We start from the raw sequence: 26,148 nt of genomic DNA, 5'->3' as shown, positions 1-26,148 counted from the left end.
TGCCGGCGACCGGGATCCAGCCGGGGCTGGATGACATCCTGGAGCCTACTGAGCCAAAAACGACATAACACCAATATGAGATGAAAGGGTCCGCCGACCGCCCCGTGGACGACCGGCGGACCCGGCTCAGCGAAGGTCGGTGGTCGTCCAGCGGGGCGAGGCCGCGGTGATCTCGACGGTGTCGCCGGTCAGCGTCGTCCGCGCCTGGACGTCGCGCCGGGCGCTCGTGCCCACCCAGACGTCGACCTCTCCGGGCTCCACCACCCGCGTGAGCGTGCGGTCGGTGAAGGCCAGCCGCGTGTTCGGCACGGTCAGCTCGACGGTCACCGAGGCGCCCGGCTCCAGGCGCACCCGCCGGTAGCCGAGCAGCTGCGCCACCGGCCGGGTCACCGAGGCGACCAGGTCGCGGCCGTAGAGCTGCACCACGTCGTCACCGGCGGCCGGGCCGGTGTTCGTCACGCGCACCGACACCCGCAGCGCCTCGCCGGTCGGCACCTCGGCCGGCACGGTCAGGTCGGTGTACCCGAACGTGGTGTAGGACAGCCCGTGCCCGAACGGCGCCACCGGAGTCGCCGGCAGGTTGGTGCCGTTCATGCCCGCCCCCAGCTCCGGGTGCAGGTACGAGTACGGCTGCGCGCCGGCCGAGCCGGGCAGGCTGACCGGCAGCCGGCCGGACGGGTTGACCCGCCCGGAGAGCACACCCGCGATCGCACCGGCGCCCTCCTCGCCCGGGAAGAAGGTCTGCACCACCGCCGCGCACCGGGACAGCGCCCAGCCGAGCGCGTACGGGCGGCCGGTGAGCAGCACGAGGACCACGGGGGTGCCGGTGTCCAGCACCGCCTCGACGAGCTGGCGCTGCACGCCGGGCAGCTCCAGGTCGTCCCGGTCGCAGCCCTCACCGACGGTGCCGCGGCCGAACAGGCTGGCGTGGTCGCCGACGACGAGGACCGCCACGTCGGCGGCGGACGCGGCGGCGACCGCCTCGTCGAACCCGGAGCGGTCCGCCGAGTCCACCTCGCAGCCGGCCGCGAACGTGACCTCGTCGGCGCCGAACTCGGCGCGTACCGCCTCCAGGACGGTAGGCACCTCGAAGCCGGTCTCCACGCCCGGGTGGTGCGCCAGCACGTGGTTGAGGAACGAGTAGCAGCCGAACAGCGCGCCCTGCCGGTCGGCGTTCGGGCCGACGACGGCCACCCGGCGGCCCGCCGGCAGCGGCAGCACGCCCTCGTTGGCGACCAGGACCACCGACTCCTCGGCGAGCCGGCGCGCGATCGACCGGTGCTCCGGCGAGTCGAGGTCGATCGCGCCCGGCGGCTCGTCGTCGAACGTGGCGTCGAGCAGCCCGAGTTCCTGCTTCTGGCGCAGGACGCGCAGCACCGCCCGGTCGACGAGCGCCTCGTCGACCCGGCCGGCCCGCACCGTCTCGGTCAGGGTCAGGAAGGCGTCGCCGGTGGGCAGCTCGATGTCGAGGCCCGCGCTCAGCGCCTGCACCGCCGCGTCGGCGTTGTCGGCGGCGACGTGGTGCAGCAGGTTGAGGAAGGCGACGCCGTAGTAGTCGGCCACCACCGTCCCGTCGAAGCCCCACCGGTCCCGCAGCAGGCCGGTGAGCATGGTCGGGTCGGCGGCGACCGGCACGCCGTCGATCTCCGCGTACGAGTGCATGACGCTGCGCGCGTCGCCGTCGCGGATCGCCATCTCGAACGGCGGCAGCAGCACGTCGGCGAGTTCCCGGGGACCGGCGTGCACCGGGCCGAAGTTGCGCCCGGCCCGCGAGCCGGAGTAGCCGGCGAAGTGCTTCAGCGTCGCGAGCACGCCCTGCGACTGGAGTCCCCGCACGTACGAGGTGCCGATGGTGCCGACGAGGTACGGGTCCTCGGCGATGCACTCGTCGACCCGGCCCCAGCGCGGGTCCCGGATCACGTCCAGCACCGGGGCCAGTCCCTGGTGGATGCCGAGCGCGCGCATCGAGGCGCCGATCGCCGCCGCCATCTCGGTGACCAGGTCGGGATCGAACGCGGCACCCCAGGCCAGCGGGGTCGGGAAGGTGGCCGCCTTCCACGCCGACAGGCCGGTCAGGCACTCCTCGTGCACGATGGCCGGGATGCCCAGCCGGGTGCCGGTCACCAGGTCCCGCTGGAACTTCCACAGCCAGGCGGCGCGGGCCGCGGCGTCGACCGGGCGGGTGCCGTAGGCGCGGGTGAGGTGACCCAGGCCGTGCCGGGAGAAGTCGTCGAGCCGGCCGGTGTCGGCGAACTCGCCCTGCAGGGGCGCGACCGCCTCACCGTCCTCCTTCTCCCAGAACCCGACGAGCTGCGCGACCTTCTCCTCGATCGTCATGCGAGCGAGGAGTTCCCGTACGCGCGTCTCGGCGTCGGGCCCGTCCGGCCGGTCGTGGTCCGAGCCTGCCTGAGCCGGTACCGGCCCGTCCACCACCGCGTGGACCTCTGTCATGGTGTGCCTTTCCACTGGTTGTGCTGGTGCCGCTGCCGCTCAGCCCTTGACCGCGCCCTGGAGGCCGCCCACGATCTGCTTCTCCGCCAGGGTGAAGAACAGCAGCGCCGGCAACATCGCCAGCGACGTGAAGGCGAGGACGCCCGCGGTGTCGGTGGTGTACTGGCTGGAGAAGTTCTGCACGCCCAGCGGCAGAGTGTGCAGATTGACGTCCCCGAGGACGAGCAGCGGCAGCAGGAACGCGTTCCAGCTCGCCACGAACGCGAGGATGCCGACGGTGACGACCGCGGGCCGCGACAGCGGCAGCACGATCCGCCAGAGGAAGCCGAGCCGGCCGGCGCCGTCGATGGCGGCCGCGTCCTCCAGCTCCCGCGGGATGGCCGACAGGAACGGCCGCAGGATGACGATCGTCAGCGGCAACGAGAAGGCCACCTGCGGAAGGATCACCGCGTAGTAGGAGTTGATCAGGTTCAGGTCGCGCAGCATGAGGTACAGCGGCAGGATCGCCGCGCCGGCCGGGAACAGCAGGCCGAGGGTGAAGAAGGTGTAGAGCCCCTCGCGGCCCCGGAACGTGTAGCGGGCGAGCACGAACGCGGCGGCCATGCCGAGCACCACCACGCCGAGCGTGGTGCCGAGGGCGACCACCGCGCTGTTGAACGCCTGCATCCAGAAGTCGCTCTGCGTCAGCACCCGGTAGTAGTTGTCCCAGACCCACGGGTCCGGCAGGCCGGCCGGGTCGTCCACGATCTGCGGCGTGGTCCGGAAACCGCCGACGACGACGTACACCACGGGTGCGATCGACACGGCCGCGACCGCGAGCGCGATCGCGTACGTCAGCGGCGAGCTCCACTGCACCGGCCGGCGCCCGGCCGAGGGGGCGGATACGGAGTTCACGGCCACTGTCACTTCCCCTTCCGGGTGATGGCGCCCTCGATGTCCCGGCGGAGCAGGAAACGCTGGAACAGCAGCGCCGCGACGAACGAGATGGCGAACAGGATCACGGCGACCGCGTTGCCGTAGCCCCAGAGCCGGGCGAAGAAGCCGTTGTCCACCATGTACGTCGCCATGGTGGCCGAGGCGCCGAGCGAGCGCACCGCCGGCACCGAGGTCACCCAGACCATGTCGAAGACCTGCAGCGAGCCGATCATCGACAGGAACATCCAGATCCGGATGGTGGGGCCGAGCAGCGGCAGCGTGACGTGGCGCTGGATCTGCCACCAGCTCGCGCCGTCGATCTCCGCGGCCTCGTTCAGCTCCTGCGGCACGTTCGACAGGCCGGCGAGCAGCAGGATGATGGCGAAGCCGACGTACTTCCAGGTGAGGACGAACAGCAGCGTCCAGATCACCACGTCCAGGTCGGCCAGCCACGCCTGCACCAGGCCGCCCAGCCCGATCGACTGCAGCAGCGCGTCGAGCGTGCCGTTCTCGGTCAGGATCAGCTTCCACATGATGCCGACGGTGACCTCGGCCAGCACGTACGGCACGAACACCAGCAGGCGGAACGCCGAGCGCCCGCGGAAGCGGCGGTTGAGCAGGAGGGCGATGCCCAGCGCGACCGGGCCCTGGATCAGCAGCGACCCGAACACGATGATCGCGTTGTTGCGCAGCGCGTCGAGGAAGATCGGGTCCTGGAAGGCGAGCGTGTAGTTGCGGAAGCCGACGTACTCGGTGGGCGGGCCGACGCCGCGCCAGCGGAACAGGCTGTAGTAGAACGCGAAGCCCATCGGCACCAGCACGAACATCACGTAGATGACGATCGCGGGCGTGGTCAGGCCGATGATCTCGTACCACTTGCGACGGGTCTCGGCGCGGCGGGAGGCGGCCCGTGCGCCGGGCCGGAGGCCCGCCGGCGGCGCTTGCGCGCCGACGGCGGGCGTACGGGTCTGCGATGCGGACGTCACTTGCTTGCGGCCGCCTTCATGGCCGAGACGACCTTCTCAGGTGTCCCATTGCCGGCGAAGATCGCGACGATCGCGTCGTTCATCGCGGTGCCGACGGTGCTGCCGAAGGCCGTGTCCAGCCAGAGCTGCACGTAGGTGGCCGAGGAGGTGGCCTCCAGGATGGACTTCAGCGCCGGGTCGGTGACGCCGTCGGCAGCGCCCTTGGCGACCGGCAGGCCGGTGCCGGTGGCGGCGTAGCCCTTCTGCACCTCGGGGCTGACGATGTACTTGAGGAACTCGACGCACTCGGCCGGGGCGTTCTTGGCACAGGCGAAGCCGTCGCCGCCGCCGAGGGCCGCCTTCGGGTCACCGGCGGAGCCGGAGATCGCCGGCACCGGGAACCAGCCGAGGAACTTGCCCAGGGCCGCCTTGTCCGTGGCGACGGTGTCCAGCGTGCCGCGGTTCCAGTCGCCCATCAGTTCCATCGCGGCCTTGCCGTTGGCGAGCAGGCCGTTGGCGCTGGTCGGATCGTTCTGACCCGGCGTGGCGATGAAGTTGTTCTGGAACGGCTTGGTGTCGATGAAGGTCTTCAGGTCCTGGCCCGCCTTGACGAAGCACGGGTCGTCGAAGGTCCGGTCCTTGGAGGCCTTCTTCAGCGTGTCGACCGAGCAGGCACGCAACGCGAAGTTGTACCACCAGTGCGCGGCCGGCCACTTGTCCCCGGCGCCGAGTGCGATCGGGACGACGTTGATGGCCTTGAGCTTGGTGACAGCGGTGTTGAGTTCGTCGAAGGTGGTCGGCGGCGCCGTGATGCCCGCCTTCGCGAACATGTCCTTGTTGTACCAGATGCCCTCGATGCCCATCCGGAACGGCAGGCCGTACTGCTTGCCCTCCACCTGCCAGATCTCGGCGGCGCTGCCGATGTCGGCCACCTCGCCCTTCACCTGGTCGGTGATGTCCTTGAGGTAGTCGGCCTCGACCTGCTCGCGCATCTCGCCGCCGCCCCACGCCTGGAAGATGTCCGGCGGGTCGTTGCTCAGCAGCGCGGCGGGGAGCCGGGTGCGCTGGAGCTGGTTCGTCTCGATCGCCTCGATCTCGATCTTGACGGTCGGGTGGGCCGCGGAGAAGTCCTTGGCGACCTTCTCCCAGTACGTCTTGCCGGGCCCGTCCTGCGACGCGTTGTGCCACCAGGTCAACGTCACCGGGTTCTTGTACAGCTCACTCTCGGCGGCCTTCTCCTCGTCGCCACCACCACTGCACGCGGAGGCCAGCAGAGCGCTTGTCACAAACAGTGCCAGGACGGCGCCAGCACGGCGCTTCATCACCATAGATGTCTCCTCGACCACTCAGTCGGGTTACCTGCCGGGGAGTTTTACAGGGCCGTAACGTGAAGTCAATCGGTATCGATAACGTTTTCGACATCGTCTTCGATCCCCCTGGGAGAGCCCTCTATCATCGTCGGCGTGGTGTTCCAGGAGCGCGTCAAGATGTCGGACGTGGCACGTACGGCCGGCGTCTCGGTGGCAACTGTATCGAAGGTCGTCAATGGCCGGTACGGCGTCGCGCAGGCCACCGTCGAGCGCGTCCAGCAGGTGATCCACGAGCTCGGGTACGAGGCCAGCCTGGGCGCGCAGAGCCTGCGCAGCCACCGCACGAACGTGCTGGGCATCCTGGTCGCCGAGTTCGAGCCGTTCTCCACCGAGCTGCTCAAGGGCGCGTCCCGCGAGGTCGCCGGCAGCGGCTACCAGCTGCTCGCCTACTCCAGCGGTGACGGCGAGGGCGCGGCCATAGGGTGGGAGCGGCGCTCCCTGGCGCGGCTGTCCGGCACGCTCATCGACGGCGCGGTGATCGTGACGCCGACCGTGGTCGAGACCAAGCACGGCTTCCACGTGGTGGCCGTCGACCCGCACACCGGCCCGTCCGGCCTGCCCACCGTCGACTCCGACAACTTCGCCGGCGCGGTGCTGGCCACCGACCACCTGCTGTCGCTCGGGCACCGGCGGATCGCGCACATCAGCGGCCGGCCCGACCTGGAGTCGGCCCGCCTGCGCGAAGCCGGGTTCCGCAAGGCGATGGCCGACGCGGGCGTGCCGGTGGACGAGCGGCTCGTGCGGGTGGGCGGTTTCCGCACCGAGACCGCCGCCAGCACTGCGGCCGAACTGCTCGCGCTCGCCGACCGGCCGACCGCGATCTTCGCCGGCAACGACCTCTCGGCCATCTCCACAGTGGACGTGGCCCGCGGTCTCGGCCTGCGCGTACCGGAGGACCTGTCGGTCATCGGCTTCGACAACATCCCCGAGTCGGCGCTGGTCGACCCGCCCCTCACCACGATCCGGCAGCCGCTGCAACGCATGGGCGCCGAGTCGCTGCGCCTGCTGATCGACCTCATCGCCGGCGTCGAGCGCGACACCCACATCCAGCTCCCCACCGAGCTGGTCGTCCGGGCCTCCTGCCACCCGCTGCGCTGAGGCGCCGGCTCACCCTCCCCGCCAGGTGATTGACGGACGGCTATCGGCGTCCGTAATGTTTCGGGCTACTTCCGGAAGGTTGATCGGAAGTTTCGGAAGCCGCTTCGTCAGTCCACCCCGGCGCCCGCCGAACCGTTCCACGGCGCGGCGTCTCCGGCACCGCCACCGCCGGCCCCCGGGCCGCGCGCACCCTCCCGAAAGGAACGACCATGAAGCTGAGACGATGGCTCGCCGCCGGCGCCGTCGCCGTCGCGACCGCCACCGCCCTCAACGTCGTCCCCGCGACGGCCGGACGCCCGTACGACCCGGCCGCGCAGAGCCTTCGCGAGCTGGCCAAGCGCCACGGCCTGTACGTGGGCACCGCCGTGGACATGGCCGCCCTCAACGACGCCTCCGAGCCGCGCTACCGCGAGCTGACCGCGTCCGAGTTCTCCACTGTCACCGCCGAGAACGTGATGAAGTGGGAGAGCCTCGAACCCACCCGGGGCACCTACAACTGGGGCCCGGCCGACGAGCTGGTCGAGTTCGCCCGCAAGAACAACCAGCGGGTCCGCGGCCACGTGCTGGTCTGGCACAACCAGTTGCCCGCGTGGCTGACCGGCGGCGTCGCGGACGGCTCGATCAGCAAGGCCGAGCTGCGCCAGATCCTGCGCGAGCACATCACCGCCGTGGTCACCCACTTCAAGGGCAAGATCTGGCAGTGGGACGTGGTGAACGAGGCGGTCAGCGACCCCTGGGACACCCCGTCCACCCTGCACTACAAGGGGTTCTGGGCGCAGAACCTCGGCCCCGGCTACATCGCCGACGCGTTCCGCTGGGCCCGCGCCGCCGACCCGAAGGCGCTGCTGTTCTACAACGACTACAACATCGAGGCGTTCGGCTCCGGCAACCCGGCCGACGACAAGACGCAGTTCGTCTACGACATGGCCCGTGACCTGCGGGCCAAGGGCGTGCCGATCGACGGTGTGGGCGCTCAGGGCCACCTGGGCACCCAGTACGGCAACTTCAGCACGCTCCAGGTGGCCGCGGCGCTGCGCAAGTTCGCCGGGCTCGGGCTGGCCACGGCCCTCACCGAGGTGGACGTGCGCAGCCAGATCACCGAGGGGGTGGAGGCCGGCGACTCCGCGGAGATCAACCCGCGCCTGCAGGCGTCCGCGGCGAACTTCAGCGTGCTGATGCAGGCCTGCCTGGCCGAGCGGCACTGCCTGTCGTTCACGCTCTGGGGCTTCACCGACAAGCACTCCTGGGTGCCCGGCGCGTTCTCCGACCCGCCGGAGGGCCTGGCCACCGTCTACGACGAGAACTACCAGCCGAAGCGCGCGTACCACGAACTGAAGGCCGACCTGATCTTCTCCGGTCCGCCCTACGTGCTGCCGCGCATCCCGCAGCACCCGCGCCGCTGACCGTCGCGCGGAAGGGCCGGCCCGCGGGCCGGCCCTTCCGGTCGCGGTGCGCCACGGGACTACGCGCTCACGCCGCCCGTCGCCGGCCCAGTTCCGACTCCAGCCGTCCGATGAGCGTCTTGCGGGCCTTGCCGCCGCGTTCCCGGCGCAGCGCCGCGTCGAGCTGGCGGGTGTCCAGGTCACGGACCAGCTTGACCGCCTCGGTCACCGGCAGCTCGTTGATCTGCTCGGCGGCGGTGGCGTCCCGGCGGGCCCGCTTCGCCGGGCCGGTGTTCGGCACGTACTGGCGGCCGGAACGCGACGCGCGGCGCTTGCGGGTGTCGGTGGCCCGCCGTTCGGGCTCCGACAGCTCCTCCCACGCCTGTTTGGGCAGGTAACGCCGCGTTTCGCCGCCGTTGCGGGCGCGCGTGTCACCGCTGCGGGTCTGCCACTTCTCGCCGCCCCAGCGTTGCAGCGAGCGCTGCCGTGCGTCCTTCGGGCCCTCGAATCCCCCGCCGGCCTTCTTGTACTCGTTCGTCAGCAGCTGCGACTTGCGGGCCGACCACTGCCCCGGCCGTCCGCCCTTGTCGGAGGCCCGGATCTCGGCCTTGAGGCGCTCGCGCAGTTCCGGCTCGGTGTACTTCGCCATGACGAGGCGTTACCCGGACCGGCAGCGGCCATGCCGGTCAGCCGGACGCCGGCCGGTAGACCAGATCCATCGTGTCGCTGCGGCCGGACCAGTCCAGCCGCAGCCGCCAGCACCCGGCGGACGGCAGGTCGACGATGGACGGCCCGGGTCCGCCCGCCACCTCCCGGACGACCGGGGTGTCCGTCCCGTCCCGCGTCGCGGTGATCACCAGAGGCGTCCGCGAGGCCGGCTCGGACCGTCCGGGCTCGGGGCGTGCCACCCAGAGGATCTTGTTGTTCGCGCCGTCGCCGCGCGCGTGCACCAGCGGGTACGCGAACAGGATCGCCACGATGTCGCCCCGGGCGCCGAACACGTGCCGCACCCGGGTGTCGCCGGTGAACCCGGCGTCCGCCCAGCCCGGCAGCCGGCCGGTCTCCAGCCGTTCGGCACAGGCCGCCGGCACGGCCGGCCCGGTGGCGGCCGGCCCCGAGGTCGCCGGCGCGCCGGCCGGGACCGTGGCCGGGCCGGAGCACCCGGCCAGCAGCAGGACCGGCACCAGCAGGACTCTTCTCGGAACGGACATCCGGCCTCCCCCGTCGACGGCTCTCGTCACCAGGACACCGCCCGGCGCCCCGAGGTTCCCGCCGCACTCACTCGAGCGAGGACGCGACGTCCAGCGCCTGCTCACGGGTGAGGTCGCCCTCCAGCCGGTAGCTCACCCCGGCCCGCTCCCAGATCAGCGTGGCGGCGGACAACCGCGCGGTGGCGACCCGTTCCGTCCCCGACCGGTCCACGTACGCCAGCGCGTGCGGGCCGCCGACCCAGATCGCGAACTCGCCACCCACGTGGGTGAGCGTCACGTCCGCCCCGAGGGACCGCTTGTGGAACACGATGTCGAGCGAGCCGTCGAAGGCGTCCAGCCGGACCGTCCCGCCCCGGTAGAGCAGGCTGGCGACCCGGTGGGCGCCGGTACCGTCCGGATCGGCGACCAGCACCCGTTCCGGCGCGCCGAGCCGGGCCGGCACCCGGATCGGGAAGCGCACCTGCCGCTGCGCCTCGGCCAGGGCGACCTCGTGCTGCGCGGGCAGCGGCGACGGCGTACCCGTCGGCGGCGGGGCGGGCGCGGTGTCCACGACGACCCCGGAGAACCGCAGCAGCCCGGTCACCGCGTCGGCGAGCGCGGCCCGCCCCGGCGGCAGCGCCGCCACGAGCAGCGCGGCGAGCGCGGCGGCCAGCACGTACCGCCACCGGCGGCGCGGCGCGGGCGCGTCGAGCCGGGCCCGGACCCGGGCGGTCAGATCCGGCGTCCGCGCCGGCTCCAGCCAGCCGGTCAGCTCCCGCAGCTCCCGCTCCAGGTCATCCACGGTGCGCCACCTCCCGGTCCAGCAGGGCCCGCAGCTTCGCCAGCGCCCGGTGGGTCCGGGACTTCACGGTGCCCCGGGCCACCCCCAGCACCGTCACCGTCTCGTCCTCGCCGAGGTCGAGCAGATAGCGGCAGACGATCACCTCGCGGTCGCGGGCGGGCAGCCGGCGCAGCGCCCCGACCAGCGCGGCCCGGCGCTCGGCCGCCAGCACCGCGTCGAGCCCGTCCTCGGCGGTGACCGCCGCGACCGGGTCCGCCGCCGCCGCGCGCAGCGTCAGCCCGTCGCGCCGGGTCCGCGTCCGGTGCAGGTTCCGGGTCTCGTTGGCGACGATCGCGAGCAGCCAGGACCGGAACGACGCCTCGGCCCGGTAGCGGGACAGCTTCCGGTACGCCTTCACGAACGCCTCCTGGACCACGTCCTCGGCGTCCGGACCGGCGCCGAGCAGCACCGCCGTCCGGTACGCGGACGCGGTGTGCCGGGCGACCAGGGCGTCGTACGCCTCCCGGTCGCCGGCGCGTACGCGGGTGACGAGGTCGTCGTCGTCCAGGGCAGCCTCCGCCGTCGGTCCGCTTCCATGACACCGCCCGGGGCGGCCGGGTTCCATCAGGCGTTTGACCGGGTGCCGGGGCGGAAAGAGTGGCGGGATGAGCTGGGCGAGAAGAGCCGTACCCGCAGCCGTCGCCGCCGTCGCCGCGCTGGCGGCGCGGGACCTGCTGCAACGCGACCACGCGCTGCGCCGCAACTTCCCCGTGCTGGGCCGCGCCCGGTACCTGATCGAGTCGATCGGCCCGGAGCTGCGGCAGTACATCGTGGCCGGCAACGACGAGGAGCGGCCCTTCACCCGTGACCAGCGGCGCTGGGTGTACGCCTCGGCCAAACAGGAGAACAACTACTTCGGGTTCGGCACCGACAACGACATCGAACACACCTCCGGCTATCCGATCATCAAGCACCGTACGTTCGGCCGGGCGGTGCCACCGTCGGCGCCGACCGCCGGGCACGACGTGACGCTGCCCTGCGCCAAGGTGCTCGGCGCGGCGCGTGGCCGGGCGCGGGCGTTCCGGCCGGAGTCGGTGGTGAACATCTCCGGGATGAGCTTCGGCTCGCTGTCCGCGAACGCGGTGGAGGCGCTCAACCGGGGCGCGGCGCTGGCCGGTTGTCTGCAGAACACCGGCGAGGGCGGGCTGTCGCCGTACCACCGCAACGGCGGTGAGCTGGTCTTCCAGCTCGGCACCGCGTACTTCGGCTGCCGCGACGAGCAGGGCCGGTTCAGCCTGGAGCGGCTCAAGGACCTGGTGGCGTCGGCGCCGGTACGCGCGCTGGAGATCAAGCTCAGCCAGGGCGCCAAGCCGAGCCTCGGCGGCCTGCTCCCGGCGGCGAAGGTCTCCGCCGAGATCGCCGCCACCCGGGGCATCCCGGCCGGTCAGGACTGCGTCAGCCCGTCCCGGCACGCCGAGTTCTCCGACTGCGACAGCCTGCTGGACTGGGTGGAACTGCTCGCCGCCGAGACCGGCCTGCCGGTCGGCATCAAGTCCGCCGTCGGCGACCTGGGGTTCTGGGAGGAACTGGCCACGCTGATGCGCGACACCGGGCGCGGTGTGGACTTCGTGACCGTCGACGGGGGCGAGGGCGGCACCGGCGCCGCGCCACTGATCTTCAGCGACTCGGTCTCGCTGCCGTTCCAGCAGGGCTTCTCCCGGGTCTACCGCACCTTCGCCGAACGCGACCTGCACGAGAAGGTGGTGTTCGTCGGCGCCGGCAAGCTCGGCCTGCCGGACAACGCGGTGGTGGCGTTCGCGCTCGGCGCCGACATGGTCAACGTCGGGCGGGAGGCGATGCTGGCGATCGGCTGCATCCAGGCGCAGAAGTGCCACACCGACACCTGCCCGACCGGCGTCGCCACGCAGAACGCGTGGCTGGCCCGGGGCCTGGACCCGGCCCGCAAGTCGGTGCGGGCCGCGAACTACATCCGTACGCTGCGCCGCGACCTGGTCAAGGTAGCCGAGGCGTGCGGCGTCGAGCATCCCGGGCTGATCGGCACCGACGCGGTGGAGATCCTCGACGGCCGGACCTCGTCGATCCCGCTGGACCGGGCGTTCGGCTACCGGCCGGAGTGGGGGATGCCGTCGGCATCGGACCGGGCGGAGATCGTGCGGCTGATGACCGCCGAGGCGCCGCAGGGTGGCAGCGCTCCGCCCTCCCCCACCGCCGTCGGCTGACCCGGACGGCGGGAAACCCGGTCGGCCGCCGCGCCGCCGCGGCGTACAGTCCGCCGCATGGCTGTGGACACGAGGCCGGCGGTGCGCGCCGGCCGATTCCGGCTGCTCCCGCTGGGCGTGGTCTTCCTGACCGTCGGTCTGTCCACCGCCGTCGTGCTGCCGTTCCTGTCGCTGTTCCTCGACCGGGAGGTCCACGCCAGTCCGTTACGGGTGACCGTGTTCCTGGTCGTCGCCCCGCTGTCCGGGGTGGTCGCCTCCGCGCTGATCGGCCGGCTGTCGGACCGCCTGCCGATCCGGCGCGCACTGCTTGTCGGCGCCGCGCTGGCCGGTGTGGTGGGCGCGGGGACGACCGCGTACGTCCGCGACTACTGGATCCTGCTGGGGCTGACCGCCACCGCCACCGCGCTGGCGAACTCGCTGTTCCCGCAGTCGTTCGCGTACACCCGGGCGCTGTTCGACAGGGACGACCCGACGCGGGCCGCGTTCGGCGTCAGCCTCATGCGTACCGTGTTCTCGCTGGCCTGGGTGGCCGGGCCGGCGCTGGCCGCAGTGCTGCTCGAGGCCGGCGGCTTCCGCCTGGTCTACGGCATGGCCGCCGTCATGTACGCGCTGGCCGCGCTGGTGGCCGCGTTCCGGCTGGAGGAGCTGCCGCTGCCGGCGCGGCGGGTCGCGGGCGATCCGGACGGCGCGGCGCCCGGCCCGCCCGGCGCGTCCCGGCTGCGGCTGGCGTCGACGGCGCTCGCGTTCGTCCTGCTCCAGTGCCCGCTGACGCTCGCCGTGCAGGCGCTGCCGCTGTTCATCGACGCCGAACTGGACGACGACCCCTCCCGCGCCGGGCTGGTGCTGGGCCTGTGCGCGGCGCTGGAGATCCCGCTGATGCTCGGGCTGGGCGCGCTGACCGCGCGGGTCCGGCTGCGGCCGCTGATCCTGGTCGGCGCCGCCTGCGGGGTCGCCTACTACGCGACCGCAGCGACGGCGCCGGGCGTGGCGGTCCTGTTGCTCGCGCAGCCGGTGAACGCGCTGTTCATCGCCGCGGTGTCCGGCGTCGGCATCGCCTACGTGCAGGATCTGCTGCCGGGCGAGCCGGGCCGGGCCACCACGCTGTTCACCAACACGTTCCCGATCGGCGCCATGCTCGCCGGGCCGCTGCTCGGGCTCTCCGCGCAGGTCGGCTACCGGTGGGCGTACGGCATGAGCACCGCGCTGTGCGCGGCCGGGCTGCTGGTGCTGCTGCTGACCCGGCCGCGCGCGCGGGCCTGACCGGCGGCGCGGCGGTCAGCGGCGCCGCACCAGCACCACGTGGTCGATCAGCTCGCCGGTCTGGCCGTCCGGGCCGGTCGCGGTACGGCGCGCCGCGCCCAGCCGCTCGGTGTCCCAGCCGTCCGGGTCGAGGTTCATCGCGGCCAGGATCTCCTCCGGTTGGGCGAACCGGTGGTGGCCGGTGTCGGGCCCGGCCCAGGGCGGCGGCGCGCCGTGCTCGACGACGAGCAGCCGGCCGCCGGGCGCGACCGCCTCGGCCGCCGGGGGCAGCACCGTCTCCCGGGGCAGGACCAGCGGCGACTGGAAGAACTGTGCGGACACCAGGTCGTATCGGCCGGGCGGGAAGCCCTGGGTGAGGTCGTGCCGGACGGTGGTGATCCGCTCCGCCACCCCGGCCCGTTCGGCCTCCACGGCGAGGCGGTCCAGCGCGACGGACGAGATGTCCACGGCGGTGACCCGCCAGCCCTGCGACGCCAGCCACACCGCGTCGCCGCCCTCACCGCTGCCCAGGTCGAGCACGGTGCCCGGGGGCAGCGTGCCGGCCACCTCGGCCAGGACCGGGTTGACCCGGCCGCTCCAGATCCGGTCCCGCTGGCCGTACCGCTCGTCCCAGAACCGGGCCGGGTCGGTGTCCGCCGCCGGGTGCTCGTGGTGGTGCCCCGTCATGTCTGCCTCCTCGCCGCCGGGCGTCTCCCGTCCGGGCCCCGCCATCGTGCGCCGCCGTCGGCCGGACAGCAAGGAACCTTGCCGTTCCGGCAAACGGGCACCACCGGACGAGCAGGGGGTGGCGGACGGCCGGACGCCGCGCTACCGTCGAGAGCAGATACCCCCGGGGGTATAGCCGATCCGAAAGGAGAACGCCCATGCGCGAGGTCGACCTGACCACGTTCGCCACCGCCCACGCCGACGGGGCGACGGTCATCGACGTCCGGGAGACCGCCGAGTACCTCGGCGGCCACGTCCCCGGCGCCCGTTGTGTGCCGCTGGGTCATCTGCCCGCCCAGATGACGCAGGTGCCCCGCACCGGCCCCGTCTACGTGATCTGCGAGGCCGGCGGACGCAGCCGGGTCGGTGCCGAGCTGCTCGAACGCGCCGGCATCACCGCCCTGTCGGTGACCGGCGGCACCTCGGCCTGGGTGCGCTCGGGCCACCCGGTCACCGCGGGCAGCCGGCCGTGACCGGCCGCCCGGAGACGGCTGCCGCTCCGCGCACCGGCTTCCTCCGCCGCCTGCTCGGCCCCCGCGTCGCCCGGGTCACCCCGGCGGAGGCGGCGGCGCTGTCCGGCGCGGGCGCGCTGCTGCTCGACGTCCGGGAACCCGCCGAGTGGCGGGCCGGACACGCCCCCGGCGCCCGGCACATCCCGCTCGGCCGGCTCGCGGAGCGGCTGTCCGAGGTGCCGGCGGACCGGCCCGTGGTGACCGTCTGCCGGTCCGGCGCGCGGTCACGGCGGGCGGCCAAGCTGCTCGCCGCGGCGGGCCACGAGGTGCACGACCTGACCGGCGGCATGCGGGCGTGGACGAACGCCGGGCTGGCGGTACGAGCCAAGGGCGGCAGGCCGGGCCACGTGGCCTGAGCAGACCCCTCATCACCAGGAGAAGGAGCACGGCCGATGTTGTTCACCCAGTACTACCTCGACTGCCTGTCCCAGGCCTCGTACCTGATCGCCGACGACCGCACCGGCCGGGCCGTGCTCGTCGACCCGCGCCGGGACATCGACGAGTACCTCACCGACGCGAAGGCGCACGGCCTGACGATCGAGGGCGTCGTCAACACCCACTTCCACGCCGACTTCCTCGCCGGGCACCTCGAGGTGGCCGCCGCGACCGGCGCGTGGATCGGCTACGGAAGCCGGGCCGAGACCGAGTACCCGAGCCGCAAGCTCAGCGACGGCGAACGGATCAGCCTCGGCGACGTGACCCTGGAGATCATGGAGACCCCGGGCCACACGCCGGAGTCGATCAGCATCCTGGTCTACGAACACGCCGACGACCCGGTCCCGTACGGCGTGCTGACCGGCGACGCGCTGTTCATCGGCGACGTGGGCCGCCCCGACCTGCTCGCCTCGTTCGGCGTGACCGCCGAGGAACTCGGCCGCATGCTCTACGACAGCGTGCAGCACAAGCTGATGGGCCTGCCCGACGAGGTGCGCGTCTTCCCCGCCCACGGCGCCGGCTCGGCCTGCGGCAAGAACCTGTCCACCGAACGGCAGTCCACCATCGGCGAGCAGCGCCGCACCAACTACGCCTGCGCGCCGATGAGCGAGGAGCGCTTCCTCGCCCTGGTCACCGGCGGGCAGCCGGCCGCGCCCGGCTACTTCGCCTTCGACGCGGTGCTCAACCGCAAGGCGCGCGAGCTGTTCGACCACGCCCGGCCGGCCCGCCCGCTCACCCCGGCCGAGTTCCTGGCCGCCCGGGCCGACGGCGCCGTCGTGGTCGACGCCCGCGACCCGCAGGAGTACGCGACCGGGCACCTGCGCGGCGCGCTCAACGTCCCGGCCGACGGCCGGTTCGCCGAGACCGCCGGCAGTGTCGTCGCGCCCGACCGGCCGGTGCTCGTGGTCGCCCCGCAGGACCGGGAGGAGGAGATCGTCGTCCGTCTCGCCCGGATCGGCTTCGACCGGGTGATCGGCTATTTGCGCGAGCCCGAGGGCGCCTTCCTGGAGATGGTCGCCGAGATGACCCGGGCCAGCCGGGTCACCGCCACCGAGTTGCGCGCGGCCCTCGACGGTCCGGACGCGCCGGTGGTGCTCGACGTCCGCAACGCCCGCGAGCGGGAGCAGGGCGCGGTGGACGGCTCCCGGCACATCCCGCTGGCCGAACTGACCCACCGCCTCGGCGAGGTGCCCACCGGGCGGCCGGTCGTCGTGCACTGTGCCGGCGGCTACCGCTCCTCCGTCGCCGCCAGCCTGCTGCGCAACGCCGGGCACGCCGACGTGTCCGACCTGCTCGGCGGGTACGGCGCCTGGCAGGGCCTGCGCGCCGCCGCGTGAACCACGGGTCCGGGCCGGGCGGGGTCTCCTCCCCCGCCCGGCCCGGGTCGTCCGGCGCCGTCAGGATTAGCACTCCCCTCGCATGGGCAGACATTTGTCATCGGACACGCGAACGAGGGAGCTGACGGCATGGCGAAGGGCGACATCGACACCTACCAGCAGGACGGGCAGTGGAAGAACCGCCCGGAGGGCAACGAGCGCGCGACCAGCCGCCACGACACCAAGGCGGAGGCCGAAGCGGCCGGCCGGGAGATGGCGGCCGAACGCGGTGCCGAGCACGTGATCAAGAAGCAGGACGGCACGATCGGCGAGAAGAACACGTACCCCCGCAGCCGCGACCCCCGGGAGATCCCGGGCTGAGCACGCAGCGCAGGATACGGCGCCGGACCCGCTCGGGTCCGGCGCCGTATCGCGTACCGGCGGGTAGTGAGTGGCTGGCTAAAAACTTTTGTTCGGTTCCTACAACGGTCCCCGCTCAGGGTTCGGCCGTTACGACATGGCGCCGCCCGCGCACAGCCGGAAAGGTGAGGCGAGCCGGGGGCATCGCCGCGCCCGGCGCGCCACTGTGGGTCAACCGAAGGGGACGGTCACGTGTTCACCCGTGTCGCCATCGTCAACCGTGGTGAGGCCGCGATGCGGCTCATCCACGCGGTCCGGGAACTGGCCGCGGAGACCGGCAGCCGGATCGAGACCGTCGCGCTGTACACCGACGTCGACCGTACCGCCACCTTCGTCCGCGAGGCGGACGTCGCCTACGACCTGGGCCCCGCGTCCGCCCGCCCGTACCTCGACCTGAAGACCCTGGAGCGCGCGCTGGTCGAGACCGGCGCGGACGCCGCGTGGGTGGGCTGGGGTTTCGTGGCCGAGGACCCGGCGTTCGCCGAGCTGTGCGAGAAGATCGGCGTGACGTTCGTCGGGCCGAGCCCTGATGCCATGCGCAAGCTCGGCGACAAGATCGGCGCGAAGCTGATCGCCGAGGAGGTCGGCGTACCTGTCGCGCCGTGGAGCCGCGGCGCGGTGGAGAGCCTGGACGACGCGCTACGCGCGGCGGCCTCGATCGGCTATCCGCTGATGCTCAAGGCGACGGCCGGCGGCGGCGGGCGCGGCATCCGGGTGATCCGCAGCGACGCCGAGCTGGCCGACGCCTACGAGCGCACCAGCCAGGAGGCGGCGCGGGCGTTCGGCAGCGGCGTGGTGTTCCTGGAGCGCCTGGTCACCGGCGCCCGGCACGTCGAGGTCCAGGTGATCGCCGACGGTCAGGGCACCGCGTGGGCGCTCGGCGTCCGGGACTGCTCGGTGCAGCGGCGCAACCAGAAGGTGATCGAGGAGTCCGCGTCGCCGGTGCTGAGCCCCGAGCAGACCGCAGAGCTGAAGGCATCCGCGGAGCGGCTGGCGGTCGCCGTCGGCTACCGGGGCGCGGCCACCGTGGAGTTCCTCTACCACCCGGGCGACCGGCTGTTCGCGTTCCTGGAGGTGAACACGCGCCTGCAGGTCGAGCACCCGATCACCGAGTCGACCACCGGGTTCGACCTGGTCAAGGCGCAGCTTCACGTGGCCGGCGGCGGGCGGCTGACCGGTGAGCCGCCGGTCGAGCGCGGGCACGCGATCGAGGCGCGGCTCAACGCCGAGGACCCGGACCGCGACTTCGCGCCCTCCCCCGGCCGTATCACCCGGCTGGACCTGCCCGCCGGGCCGGGTATTCGGGTCGACACCGGGGTCAGTGAGGGCGACACCATCCCGGCCGACTTCGACTCCATGATCGCGAAGATCATCGCGTACGGCCGGGACCGGGACGAGGCGCTGGGCCGCCTGCGCCGGGCGATGGCGAACACCACTGTGGTCATCGCCGGCGGCGCCACGAACAAGAGCTTCGTGCTCGACCTGCTCGACCAGCCCGAGGTGATCGACGCCAGCGCGGACACCGGCTGGATCGACCGGGTACGCGGCGAGGGCCGCCTGGTCGCGCACCGGCACTCCGCCGTGGCGCTGGCCGCCGCCGCGATCGAGGCGTACGAGGAGGACGAGACCGCCGAACGGCAGCGGCTGCTGTCCACCGCGGCCGGCGGACGCCCGCAGGTGCAGCACCGCAGCGGCCGGCCGCTGGACCTGAAGCTGCGCGGCGTGACCTACCGGATGCGGGTGGCCCGGGTCGGCGCGCACCGGTTCCGGGTCGGTGTCGAGGCCGGTGGCGACGTGCGCACCGCCGACGTCGAGCTGGACCGCTTCGACCGGCACACCGGCCAGATCGCCGTCAACGGCGCCCGGTTCCGCCTGCTCACCGACACCCACGGCCCGGTCCACCTGGTCGAGGTGGACGGTGTGACGCACCGGATCAGCCGCGACGAGGGCGGCGTGCTGCGCTCCCCCATGCCGGCGCTGGTGGTCGCCACGCCGCTTCAGGTCGGCGCGGAGGTCGAGGCCGGCGCACCGGTGCTGGTGCTGGAGGCGATGAAGATGGAGACGGTGCTGCGGGCGCCGTTCCGGGCCCGCCTCAAGGAGTCGTCTGTGGCGGTCGGCACCCAGGTCGAGGCCGGCGCGCCGCTGCTGCGCCTGGAGCCGATCGCGGAGGAGGGCACCGAGACGGCCGCCGGCCCGGCCGGACCGGCTGTCGAGCTGGACCTGCCCACGGCGCCCGCGGACGTACCGGCGCGGTCCCGGGCCGAGCGCGGGCAGGAGGACCTGTGCGCGCTGCTGCTCGGCTACGACGTGGACCCGCACGACGAGCGGCGGGTGCTCGACGACTACCTGGACGCGCGCCGGGCGGCCACCGAGGCGGGGCACCGGCCGCTGGCCGAGGAACTGGAACTGGTGGACCTCTTCGCCGACCTGGCCGAGCTGAGCCGTAACCGGCCCGGCGGCGACGACGGGCCGGGCGGGCACGTGCACAGCGCCCGCGAGTACTTCCACACCTACCTGCAGAGCCTCGACGTCGAGCGGGCCGGTTCGCCGGACTCGTTCCGGGCCCGCCTGGCCAAGGCGCTCGCCCACTACGGCGTCACCGAGCTGGACCGCTCCCCCGAGCTGGAGGCCGCGGTCTTCCGGATCTTCCTGGCCCAGCAGCGGGCCGCCGCCGACGCCACGGTGATCGCCGCGCTGCTGCGTTCCTGGCTGCGCGAGCCGCCGCCGGACGAGGCGCTGCGCGAGCCGGCCGGTCTCGCGCTGGAGCGGCTCGTCGCGGCCACCCAGGTCCGCTTCCCGGTGGTCGCCGACCTGGCCCGGGGCGTGGTGTTCGCCTGGTTCGCCCAGCCGCTGCTGCGCCGCAACCGGGCCCGGGTCTACGCCCAGGTCCGCACCCACCTGCGGCACCTCGACGCGCAGCCGGACGCGCCGGACCGCGCCGAGCGGATCGCCGAGATGGTGCGCAGCACCGAGCCGCTGGTCCGGCTGCTCGGCCAGCGCCTGGTCCGCAACGACGTGGACAACGCGGCCATGCTGGAGGTGCTGACCCGCCGCTACTACGGCAACAAGGCGCTCACCGAGGTCAGCACCCGCACCGCCGGTGGCTGCACGTTCGTGGTGGCCGGGCGGGACGGGTCGAGCGTGGTCTCGGCCGCCGTCCGGTTCGACGCGCTCGGCGACGCGCTGCGCGGGCTGGCCGAGGTGGCCCGGGACTGCGAGGCCGTCGACGCGGACGTCTACCTGGCCTGGGAGAACCAGCCGGAGGACCTGGACGCCACCGCCACCGCCCTGCTGGAGGTGGTGAACGCGCACCCGCTGCCGCAGCAGGTGCGCCGCCTCACCACCACTGTCGCCGGACGCGCCGGCGCGGTGATGCACCACCACGTCACGTTCCGCCCGGCGCAGGGCGGCGGGATGGCCGAGGAGCGGCTGATCCGGGGCCTGCACCCGTACATCGCGCAGCGGATGCAGCTGGAACGGCTGCGTGAGTTCGACCTGACCCGGCTGCCGTCGCTGGACGAGGAGGTCTACCTGTTCCAGGCGGTCGCCCGGCAGAACCCGTCCGACCAGCGGCTGGTGGCGTTCGCGCAGGTGCGTGACCTGACCGGGCTGCGGGAGCAGGACGGCCGCCTGGTGGCGCTGCCGACCACCGAGGACACGGTGGCGGCCTGCATCGACTCGATCCGCCGGGCGCAGTCGCGGCGGCCGTCGAAGTCACGGTTCCCGACCAACCGGATCGTCGTCTACGTGTGGCCGCCGAGCGAGCTGACCCGCGAGGAGATGGAGCTGATCGCCGGCCGGGTACGCCCGACCACTGTGGGTGCCGAGCTGGAGGAGATCCTGTTCATCGCCCGGCAGCGCGACCGGCGTACCGGCGAGCTGACGAAGGTCGGCGTGCGGATCACGTTCGACGTGACAGGGCACGCGCAGCTCACGGTGGGCGAGCCGCCGGCCGAGCCGGTCGAGCCGCTTGACGACTACCGGCTGAAGGTGCTGCGCGCGGCCGGGCGCAACACGGTCTACCCGTACGAGCTGACCGGGCTGCTGGGCGACTTCGTCGAGCACGACCTGGACGCGCACCACCGGCTCGTGCCGGTGGACCGGCCGAAGGGCCGCAACACGGCGGCGATCGTGGCCGGTGTGGTCACCACGCCGACCCCGCGGCACCCGCAGGGCGTGACCCGGGTGGTGCTGCTCGGCGACCCGACCAAGTCGCTCGGCGCGCTGTCCGAGCCGGAGTGCCGGCGGGTGATCGCCGCGCTGGACCTGGCGCAGCGGATGGGCGTGCCGCTGGAGTGGTACGCGTTGTCCGCCGGGGCCCGGATCTCGATGACCTCCGGCACCGAGAACATGGACTGGGTGGCCGCGGCGCTCAAGCGCATCGTGGAGTTCACCCAGGACGGTGGTGAGATCAACATCGTGGTGGCGGGCATCAACGTCGGCGCGCAGCCGTACTGGAACGCCGAGGCGACGATGCTCATGCACACCAAGGGTGTGCTGGTCATGACGCCGGACTCGGCGATGGTGCTCACCGGCAAGCAGTCGCTCGACTTCTCCGGCGGCGTGTCCGCCGAGGACAACTTCGGCATCGGCGGCTACGACCGGGTGATGGGCCCGAACGGGCAGGCGCAGTACTGGGCGCCGGACCTGCCGGCCGCGCGGGACGTGCTGATGGCGCACTACGACCACACGTACGTCGCGCCGGGCGAGCACGCCCCGCGCCGGGCGGTCACGATGGACCCGGTGGACCGGGACATCTGCGGCTACCCGCACGCGGTGGCCGGCAGCGACTTCGCCACGGTGGGCGAGATCTTCTCCGCCACCGCGAACCCGGACCGCAAGAAGCCGTTCGACATCCGTACCGTGATGCGGGCCCTCGCGGACCAGGACCACCCGGTGCTGGAGCGGTGGGCCGGCATGGCCGACGCGGAGACGGCTGTGGTGCAGGACGTGCACCTCGGCGGCATCCCGGTGTGCCTGCTGGGCATCGAGTCCCGGTCGGTGCCCCGGCACGGCTTCCCGCCCACCGACGGCCCGGACACGTACACCGCCGGCACGCTGTTCCCGCGCTCGTCGAAGAAGGCCGCGCGGGCGATCAACGCGGCCAGCGGCAACCGGCCGCTTGTCGTGCTCGCCAACCTGTCCGGCTTCGACGGCTCGCCCGAGTCGATGCGCAAGCTGCAACTGGAGTACGGCGCGGAGATCGGCCGGGCGATCGTCAACTTCCGCGGCCCGATCGTGTTCTGCGTGATCTCGCGCTACCACGGCGGCGCGTTCGTGGTCTTCTCCAAGGCGCTCAACCCGGACATGACGGTCCTGGCGATCGAGGGGTCGTTCGCCTCGGTGCTCGGTGGCGCCCCCGCCGCCGCCGTGGTGTTCGCCGGCGAGGTCGCCGCCCGCACCGCCGCCGACGCGCGGGTACGCGACCTGGAGGCGAAGGTCGCCGCCGCGGCCGGCACCGAGCGGGCGACCCTCACCGCCGAGCTGGACGAGCTGCGCGCGTCGGTGCGGGCGGAGAAGCTGGGCGAGGTGGCCGCCGAGTTCGACCGGGTGCACAGCATCCAGCGCGCGGTCGAGGTCGGTTCGGTCGACGCGGTGGTCCGCGCCGCCGAGCTGCGGCCCCGCGTCATCGAGGCGATCGAGGCGCGTCTGCGCTGACACGTCGCTCCGCCGGACGGCGGGCGGGCCTTCGGGTCCGCCCGCCGTTTCGCGTGCGCCGGTAGTTGACGGGCCGTCCGTCGCATGGTGTGCTCAATCGGTAATGGAAACCGTGTTCGTTAGCGATGACGGAGGACCCATGTCGCTCACCGTTCCGCCCGCCCTGCTGCACGCCGCCGAGACCGGCCCCGTGAACGAGGAGGAGTTCGTCGCCTGCGTCCGCGACTCCCTGCCGTACGCGTGGGAGACGGTCAGCCGGGTGGCCGCCGACCTGGCCGCGTCCGACGCCGAGTTCGCCGACAACGTGGTGCCGCCGCCGGGCGACGCCGAGCGCGGGCAACTGCTGCGCGCGATGGCCAGCGACGCGATCCGCGCCGGTCTGGAACGACACTTCGGGGTGACGCTGGCGTTCCAGAACTGCCACCGGGTGGCAGCCTTCCGCCCCGGCGCGGCCGGCTCCGAGGCGTACCGCCGGTTCACCTCCAGCCGGGGCCAGCTGCTCAACCAGTCCCCCACGCTGCGCAACTGCTGACCGGGACGCGCGGGCGGGCGGGCCACCGCCCGCCCGCGGCACCGCTCAGCCGGCGCAGCGGTCGCAGGTGCCGAAGATCTCCAGGGTGTGCCCGACGTCGGTGAAGCCGTGCTGCGCGGCGACCTGGTCGGCCCACCGCTCCACGGCCGGGCCGGCCACCTCCACGGCCCGGCCGCAGCGGCGGCAGACCAGGTGGTGATGATGGCGGCTCTGGCTGCACCGCCGGTAGAGGTGCTCGCCGCCGGGCAGCCGCGCCGAGTCGATCTCGCCGTTGTCGACGAGCATCTGCAGCGTCCGGTACACCGTGGTGAGGCCGACCTTCGCCTGCCGCTGGACGAGCATCTGATGCAGCTGCTGCGCGCTGTGGAAGCCGTCCAGCTCCCGCAGCAGCGCCAGCACCTCGGCGCGCTGGCGGGTGTTGCGGGTCGCCCCGGTCGTCACCTGGGTCACCGTCGCCTCCCTCGTCCGGGCGCCCGCCCGGCACCCTCGGCCGGCCGCGGCCGCACCCGGCGCGCCACGTGACACCCGGAACCATTATGCCTTCCGGCCACACCGCCGATCCCCGGTCGGCGCCGGTCCGCCGGACCGGCTGTGACGTGATCGACCACCCCGGCCGGAACTATCCGGCGTCCCGCGCCGACAAACGGTACGAACACCGGATCTTCGAGGGGACGACGTCATGCCCAGCACCACCAGCCGCCGCTTCCTGCGCCAGGCGGCCCTGATCGGCGCCGCCGTGCTCGCCGCGTCGGTCACCGCCTGCGGGTCCTCGGACACGCCGTCCCCCGCCACGTCGCCCTCCGCTCCGGCGTCGGCCTCGGCTCCGGCGAGCGCGGCGGCGGGCGTGCTCACCATCCGCGACCCCTGGGTGAAGGCCGCCGACAAGGGCATGACCGCCGCGTTCGCCACGCTCGCCAACGACGGCGACACCGACGTCACGATCACCAAGGCGGCCACCGAGGTCTCTCCCATGGAACTGCACGAGATGACCATGAAGGACGGGAAGATGGTCATGCAGGCCAAGGAGGGCGGCATCGTGATCAAGGCGCGCTCCAGCACGACGCTGGAACCCGGCGGCGACCACCTGATGCTGATGAACCTCGCCGAGCCGGTCAAGGCCGGCGACGAACTGACCTTCACGCTCACCTTCGCCGACGGCCGGACCCAGACGTTCACCGCGGTGGCGAAGCCGTTCACCGGCGCCCAGGAGTCCTACGCACCCGGTCACGGTGAGTCCCCGATGCCGGAGATGAGCATGAGCCCGACGTCATGAACGACAGTCCCGCCACGGCCCGCCGGGTGAGCCGGCGTGGCCTGCTCACCGGCGGCGCGATGGCCGCCGGGGGCGCGCTGGCCGGCGCCGGCGCCCTCACCGCCGTCCGTTCCGGCAGCCCGGGGGTACGCCCCGGCAACGCCGTCCCGGTGGCCCAGGTGGGCGACGCGGTCGAGCCGTTCCACGGCGCCCGGCAGTCCGGGGTCACCACCGACCCGCAGGCACACGCGGCGTTCGTCGCGTTCACGCTGCGCCCCGGCACCGACCGGGCGGCGCTCGGGCGGATGCTGCGGCTGCTCTCCGACGACGCGGCCCGGCTCACCCAGGGCCGCCCGGCGCTGGCCGACACCGAACCGGAACTGAGCGTGCTGCCGGCCCGGCTGACAGTCACGTTCGGCTTCGGTCCCGGGCTCTACGCCGCCGCCGGGCTCGACGACCGGCGGCCCGCCTCGGTGGCCGAGCTGCCCGCGTTCGGCATCGACCGGCTGCAACCCCGCTGGTCCGGCGGGGACCTGCTGCTGCAGATCTGCGCCGACGACCCGCTCACCGTCGCCCACGCCCAGCGGGTCCTGGTCAAGGACAGCCGTCCGTTCGCCGTCGTCCGCTGGGTGCAGCAGGGCTTCCGCCGGGCCGCCGGCGCCGAGCCGGGGCGTACCCAGCGCAACCTGTTCGGGCAGCTGGACGGCACCGCCAACCCGAAGCCCGGCACGCCGGCGGACACCGCGGTGTGGGTGACCGACGGACCGGACTGGCTGCGGGACTCGACCACGCTCGTCGTACGGCGGATCAGCATGAACCTGGAGACCTGGGACCTGCTGGGCCGCGCCGACCGGGAACTCGCCGTCGGGCGGCGCCTCGACACCGGCGCGCCGCTGACCGGCCGGGCCGAACACGACGAGCCGGACTTCGCCGCGCTCGGCCCGGACGGGCTCACGGTCATCCCCGACTTCTCACACCTGACCCGCGCCCACGTCACCGACGACCGGCAGAAGATCCTGCGCCGGCCCTACAACTACGACGGCGTGCCGACGCCCGAGGGCGACGCGGACAGCGGGCTCGTCTTCGCCTCGTACCAGGCCGACATCGCCGCTCAGTTCCTGCCCATCCAACGCCGGCTCGCCGAGCGCGACCTGCTCAACGAGTGGACCACCCCGATCGGCTCCGCCGTCTTCGCCGTACCGCCCGGCTGCCCCGAGGGCGGCTGGATCGGCCGGCAGCTGCTCGGCTGACCACCACAGGAAGGCGCGTCATGCGTACCCGTTCCGTCACCGCGCTGCTCGCCGCGGCCCTCACCGCCCTGCTGCTGGCCCCGGCCACGCCCGCGGCGGCGCACAACTCCCTCCAGGAGGCCACGCCGGCGCGCGACGCCCGGCTCACCGCCGCGCCGACGCAGGTCACGCTGCGGTTCATGCAGGGACTGAACCCCTCCTACACCACGATCACGGTCAGCGACGCCGGTCAGCGTCAGGTCCCCACCTCCGCACCGGCGGTGAACGGTGCCACCGGCACGGTGACGATCGACGAGCCGCTGGGCAACGGCACCTACACGGTCGCGTACCGGGTGGTGTCCCGCGACGGCCACCCGGTCCAGGGGTCGTACCGCTTCACCGTGGCCGACCCGGCCGCGCCCGCACCGTCGGCTGCC

23 protein-coding genes are annotated in these 26,148 nt (G+C 73.2%); 13 read left to right on the top strand and 10 right to left on the bottom strand.

The features are described 5' to 3' along the window. Positions 1 to 126: 126 nt before the first annotated feature. From ACPCK6_RS22025 to ACPCK6_RS22010, 4 genes are read right to left on the bottom strand one after another with little or no spacing between them, the layout of a single operon-like run. Entirely contained in the window at positions 127 to 2,451 is a 2,325-nt protein-coding gene (locus tag ACPCK6_RS22025; protein ID WP_423482075.1) for a beta-xylosidase/alpha-l-arabinosidase, read from the bottom strand. A 39-nt stretch (positions 2,452 to 2,490) separates the two neighbouring features. Next, entirely contained in the window at positions 2,491 to 3,357 is an 867-nt protein-coding gene (locus ACPCK6_RS22020) for a carbohydrate ABC transporter permease (RefSeq protein WP_396882467.1), read from the bottom strand. Then, positions 3,354 to 4,352 carry a carbohydrate ABC transporter permease gene (locus tag ACPCK6_RS22015; protein WP_013286792.1) on the bottom strand — a complete coding sequence of 333 codons (999 nt, stop codon included), beginning with the start codon at positions 4,350 to 4,352 and terminating at the stop codon, positions 3,354 to 3,356. Before ACPCK6_RS22015 ends, ACPCK6_RS22020 begins: the two co-directional genes overlap by 4 nt. Beyond that, positions 4,349 to 5,617: an extracellular solute-binding protein gene (locus tag ACPCK6_RS22010; RefSeq protein ID WP_396882466.1), complete on the bottom strand. Its 1,269-nt coding sequence runs from the start codon at positions 5,615 to 5,617 to the stop codon at positions 4,349 to 4,351. Before ACPCK6_RS22010 ends, ACPCK6_RS22015 begins: the two co-directional genes overlap by 4 nt. A gap of 177 nt (positions 5,618 to 5,794) precedes the next feature. On the opposite strand from ACPCK6_RS22010, the gene ACPCK6_RS22005 reads away from it, so the two are divergent. After that, a complete protein-coding gene (locus ACPCK6_RS22005; protein ID WP_262011873.1) occupies positions 5,795 to 6,799 on the top strand; it encodes a LacI family DNA-binding transcriptional regulator in 1,005 nt (334 codons plus the stop codon). Between the two features lie 209 nt (positions 6,800 to 7,008). Then, positions 7,009 to 8,202, top strand: coding sequence for an endo-1,4-beta-xylanase (locus ACPCK6_RS22000; RefSeq protein ID WP_396882465.1), 1,194 nt, complete (start codon positions 7,009 to 7,011; stop codon positions 8,200 to 8,202). Between the two features lie 67 nt (positions 8,203 to 8,269). Here ACPCK6_RS22000 and ACPCK6_RS21995 read toward each other — a convergent pair whose 3' ends face one another. The 4 genes from ACPCK6_RS21995 to ACPCK6_RS21980 form a co-directional block, all read right to left on the bottom strand. After that, complete coding sequence (locus ACPCK6_RS21995; RefSeq protein ID WP_318334417.1) at positions 8,270 to 8,830, bottom strand: DUF5872 domain-containing protein; 561 nt, start codon at positions 8,828 to 8,830, stop codon at positions 8,270 to 8,272. 37 nt (positions 8,831 to 8,867) lie between these two features. Then, positions 8,868 to 9,392 carry a hypothetical protein gene (locus tag ACPCK6_RS21990; RefSeq protein ID WP_396882464.1) on the bottom strand — a complete coding sequence of 175 codons (525 nt, stop codon included), beginning with the start codon at positions 9,390 to 9,392 and terminating at the stop codon, positions 8,868 to 8,870. Between the two features lie 67 nt (positions 9,393 to 9,459). Then, a complete protein-coding gene (locus ACPCK6_RS21985) occupies positions 9,460 to 10,173 on the bottom strand; it encodes a hypothetical protein (RefSeq protein WP_396882463.1) in 714 nt (237 codons plus the stop codon). Beyond that, a complete protein-coding gene (locus ACPCK6_RS21980) occupies positions 10,166 to 10,777 on the bottom strand; it encodes an RNA polymerase sigma factor (RefSeq protein ID WP_318334420.1) in 612 nt (203 codons plus the stop codon). The genes ACPCK6_RS21985 and ACPCK6_RS21980 overlap by 8 nt, the downstream gene beginning before the upstream one ends. Before the next feature lie 40 nt (positions 10,778 to 10,817). On the opposite strand from ACPCK6_RS21980, the gene ACPCK6_RS21975 reads away from it, so the two are divergent. Both ACPCK6_RS21975 and ACPCK6_RS21970 read left to right on the top strand, forming a co-directional pair. Next, complete coding sequence (locus tag ACPCK6_RS21975) at positions 10,818 to 12,392, top strand: FMN-binding glutamate synthase family protein (protein WP_423482074.1); 1,575 nt, start codon at positions 10,818 to 10,820, stop codon at positions 12,390 to 12,392. Between the two features lie 57 nt (positions 12,393 to 12,449). Next, on the top strand, positions 12,450 to 13,652 hold the full coding sequence (locus tag ACPCK6_RS21970) for a sugar efflux transporter (RefSeq protein WP_396882460.1): 1,203 nt from the start codon (positions 12,450 to 12,452) through the stop codon (positions 13,650 to 13,652). 15 nt (positions 13,653 to 13,667) lie between these two features. Here the strand turns inward: ACPCK6_RS21970 and ACPCK6_RS21965 are convergent, their stop codons facing one another. Beyond that, positions 13,668 to 14,318 (bottom strand): class I SAM-dependent methyltransferase, encoded by a 651-nt coding sequence (locus ACPCK6_RS21965; protein WP_396882459.1) that lies wholly within the window; start codon positions 14,316 to 14,318, stop codon positions 13,668 to 13,670. Between the two features lie 197 nt (positions 14,319 to 14,515). On the opposite strand from ACPCK6_RS21965, the gene ACPCK6_RS21960 reads away from it, so the two are divergent. The 6 genes from ACPCK6_RS21960 (at position 14,516) to ACPCK6_RS21935 (ending at position 23,230) form a co-directional block, all read left to right on the top strand. Next, positions 14,516 to 14,830 (top strand): rhodanese-like domain-containing protein, encoded by a 315-nt coding sequence (locus ACPCK6_RS21960; protein ID WP_423482073.1) that lies wholly within the window; start codon positions 14,516 to 14,518, stop codon positions 14,828 to 14,830. Positions 14,831 to 14,880: 50 nt separating this feature from the next. Continuing rightward, positions 14,881 to 15,225 (top strand): rhodanese-like domain-containing protein, encoded by a 345-nt coding sequence (locus tag ACPCK6_RS21955; protein WP_423482080.1) that lies wholly within the window; start codon positions 14,881 to 14,883, stop codon positions 15,223 to 15,225. A gap of 36 nt (positions 15,226 to 15,261) precedes the next feature. Next, positions 15,262 to 16,641 carry an MBL fold metallo-hydrolase gene (locus ACPCK6_RS21950; RefSeq protein WP_423482072.1) on the top strand — a complete coding sequence of 460 codons (1,380 nt, stop codon included), beginning with the start codon at positions 15,262 to 15,264 and terminating at the stop codon, positions 16,639 to 16,641. A gap of 129 nt (positions 16,642 to 16,770) precedes the next feature. Beyond that, on the top strand, positions 16,771 to 17,001 hold the full coding sequence (locus ACPCK6_RS21945) for a DUF2188 domain-containing protein (RefSeq protein WP_013286814.1): 231 nt from the start codon (positions 16,771 to 16,773) through the stop codon (positions 16,999 to 17,001). 231 nt (positions 17,002 to 17,232) lie between these two features. After that, the gene (locus ACPCK6_RS21940) at positions 17,233 to 22,698 is read left to right on the top strand and encodes an ATP-binding protein (protein ID WP_396882457.1); all 5,466 of its coding nucleotides are present in this window, start codon (positions 17,233 to 17,235) and stop codon (positions 22,696 to 22,698) included. Between the two features lie 139 nt (positions 22,699 to 22,837). Then, a complete protein-coding gene (locus ACPCK6_RS21935; protein ID WP_318334428.1) occupies positions 22,838 to 23,230 on the top strand; it encodes an SCO5389 family protein in 393 nt (130 codons plus the stop codon). 45 nt (positions 23,231 to 23,275) lie between these two features. On the opposite strand, the gene ACPCK6_RS21930 is transcribed toward ACPCK6_RS21935, so the two are convergent. Continuing rightward, positions 23,276 to 23,680 (bottom strand): Fur family transcriptional regulator, encoded by a 405-nt coding sequence (locus tag ACPCK6_RS21930; RefSeq protein WP_318334429.1) that lies wholly within the window; start codon positions 23,678 to 23,680, stop codon positions 23,276 to 23,278. 229 nt (positions 23,681 to 23,909) lie between these two features. On the opposite strand from ACPCK6_RS21930, the gene ACPCK6_RS21925 reads away from it, so the two are divergent. The 3 genes from ACPCK6_RS21925 to ACPCK6_RS21915 form a co-directional block, all read left to right on the top strand. After that, the gene (locus tag ACPCK6_RS21925) at positions 23,910 to 24,503 is read left to right on the top strand and encodes a copper chaperone PCu(A)C (RefSeq protein WP_423482071.1); all 594 of its coding nucleotides are present in this window, start codon (positions 23,910 to 23,912) and stop codon (positions 24,501 to 24,503) included. Further along, positions 24,500 to 25,732: a Dyp-type peroxidase gene (locus ACPCK6_RS21920; RefSeq protein ID WP_396882454.1), complete on the top strand. Its 1,233-nt coding sequence runs from the start codon at positions 24,500 to 24,502 to the stop codon at positions 25,730 to 25,732. The genes ACPCK6_RS21925 and ACPCK6_RS21920 overlap by 4 nt, the downstream gene beginning before the upstream one ends. 20 nt (positions 25,733 to 25,752) lie before the next feature. Next, positions 25,753 to 26,148: copper resistance CopC family protein (locus ACPCK6_RS21915; protein WP_423482070.1), on the top strand; the 396-nt coding region annotated here is incomplete at its 3' end.

It is taken from the genome of Micromonospora sp. AB353 (assembly GCF_049538395.1).
Classification (GTDB): Bacteria; Actinomycetota; Actinomycetes; order Mycobacteriales; family Micromonosporaceae; genus Micromonospora; species Micromonospora aurantiaca.
The sequence above is the reverse complement of the archived record's forward strand: the minus strand, read 5'-3'. Positions and strand labels throughout refer to the sequence as shown.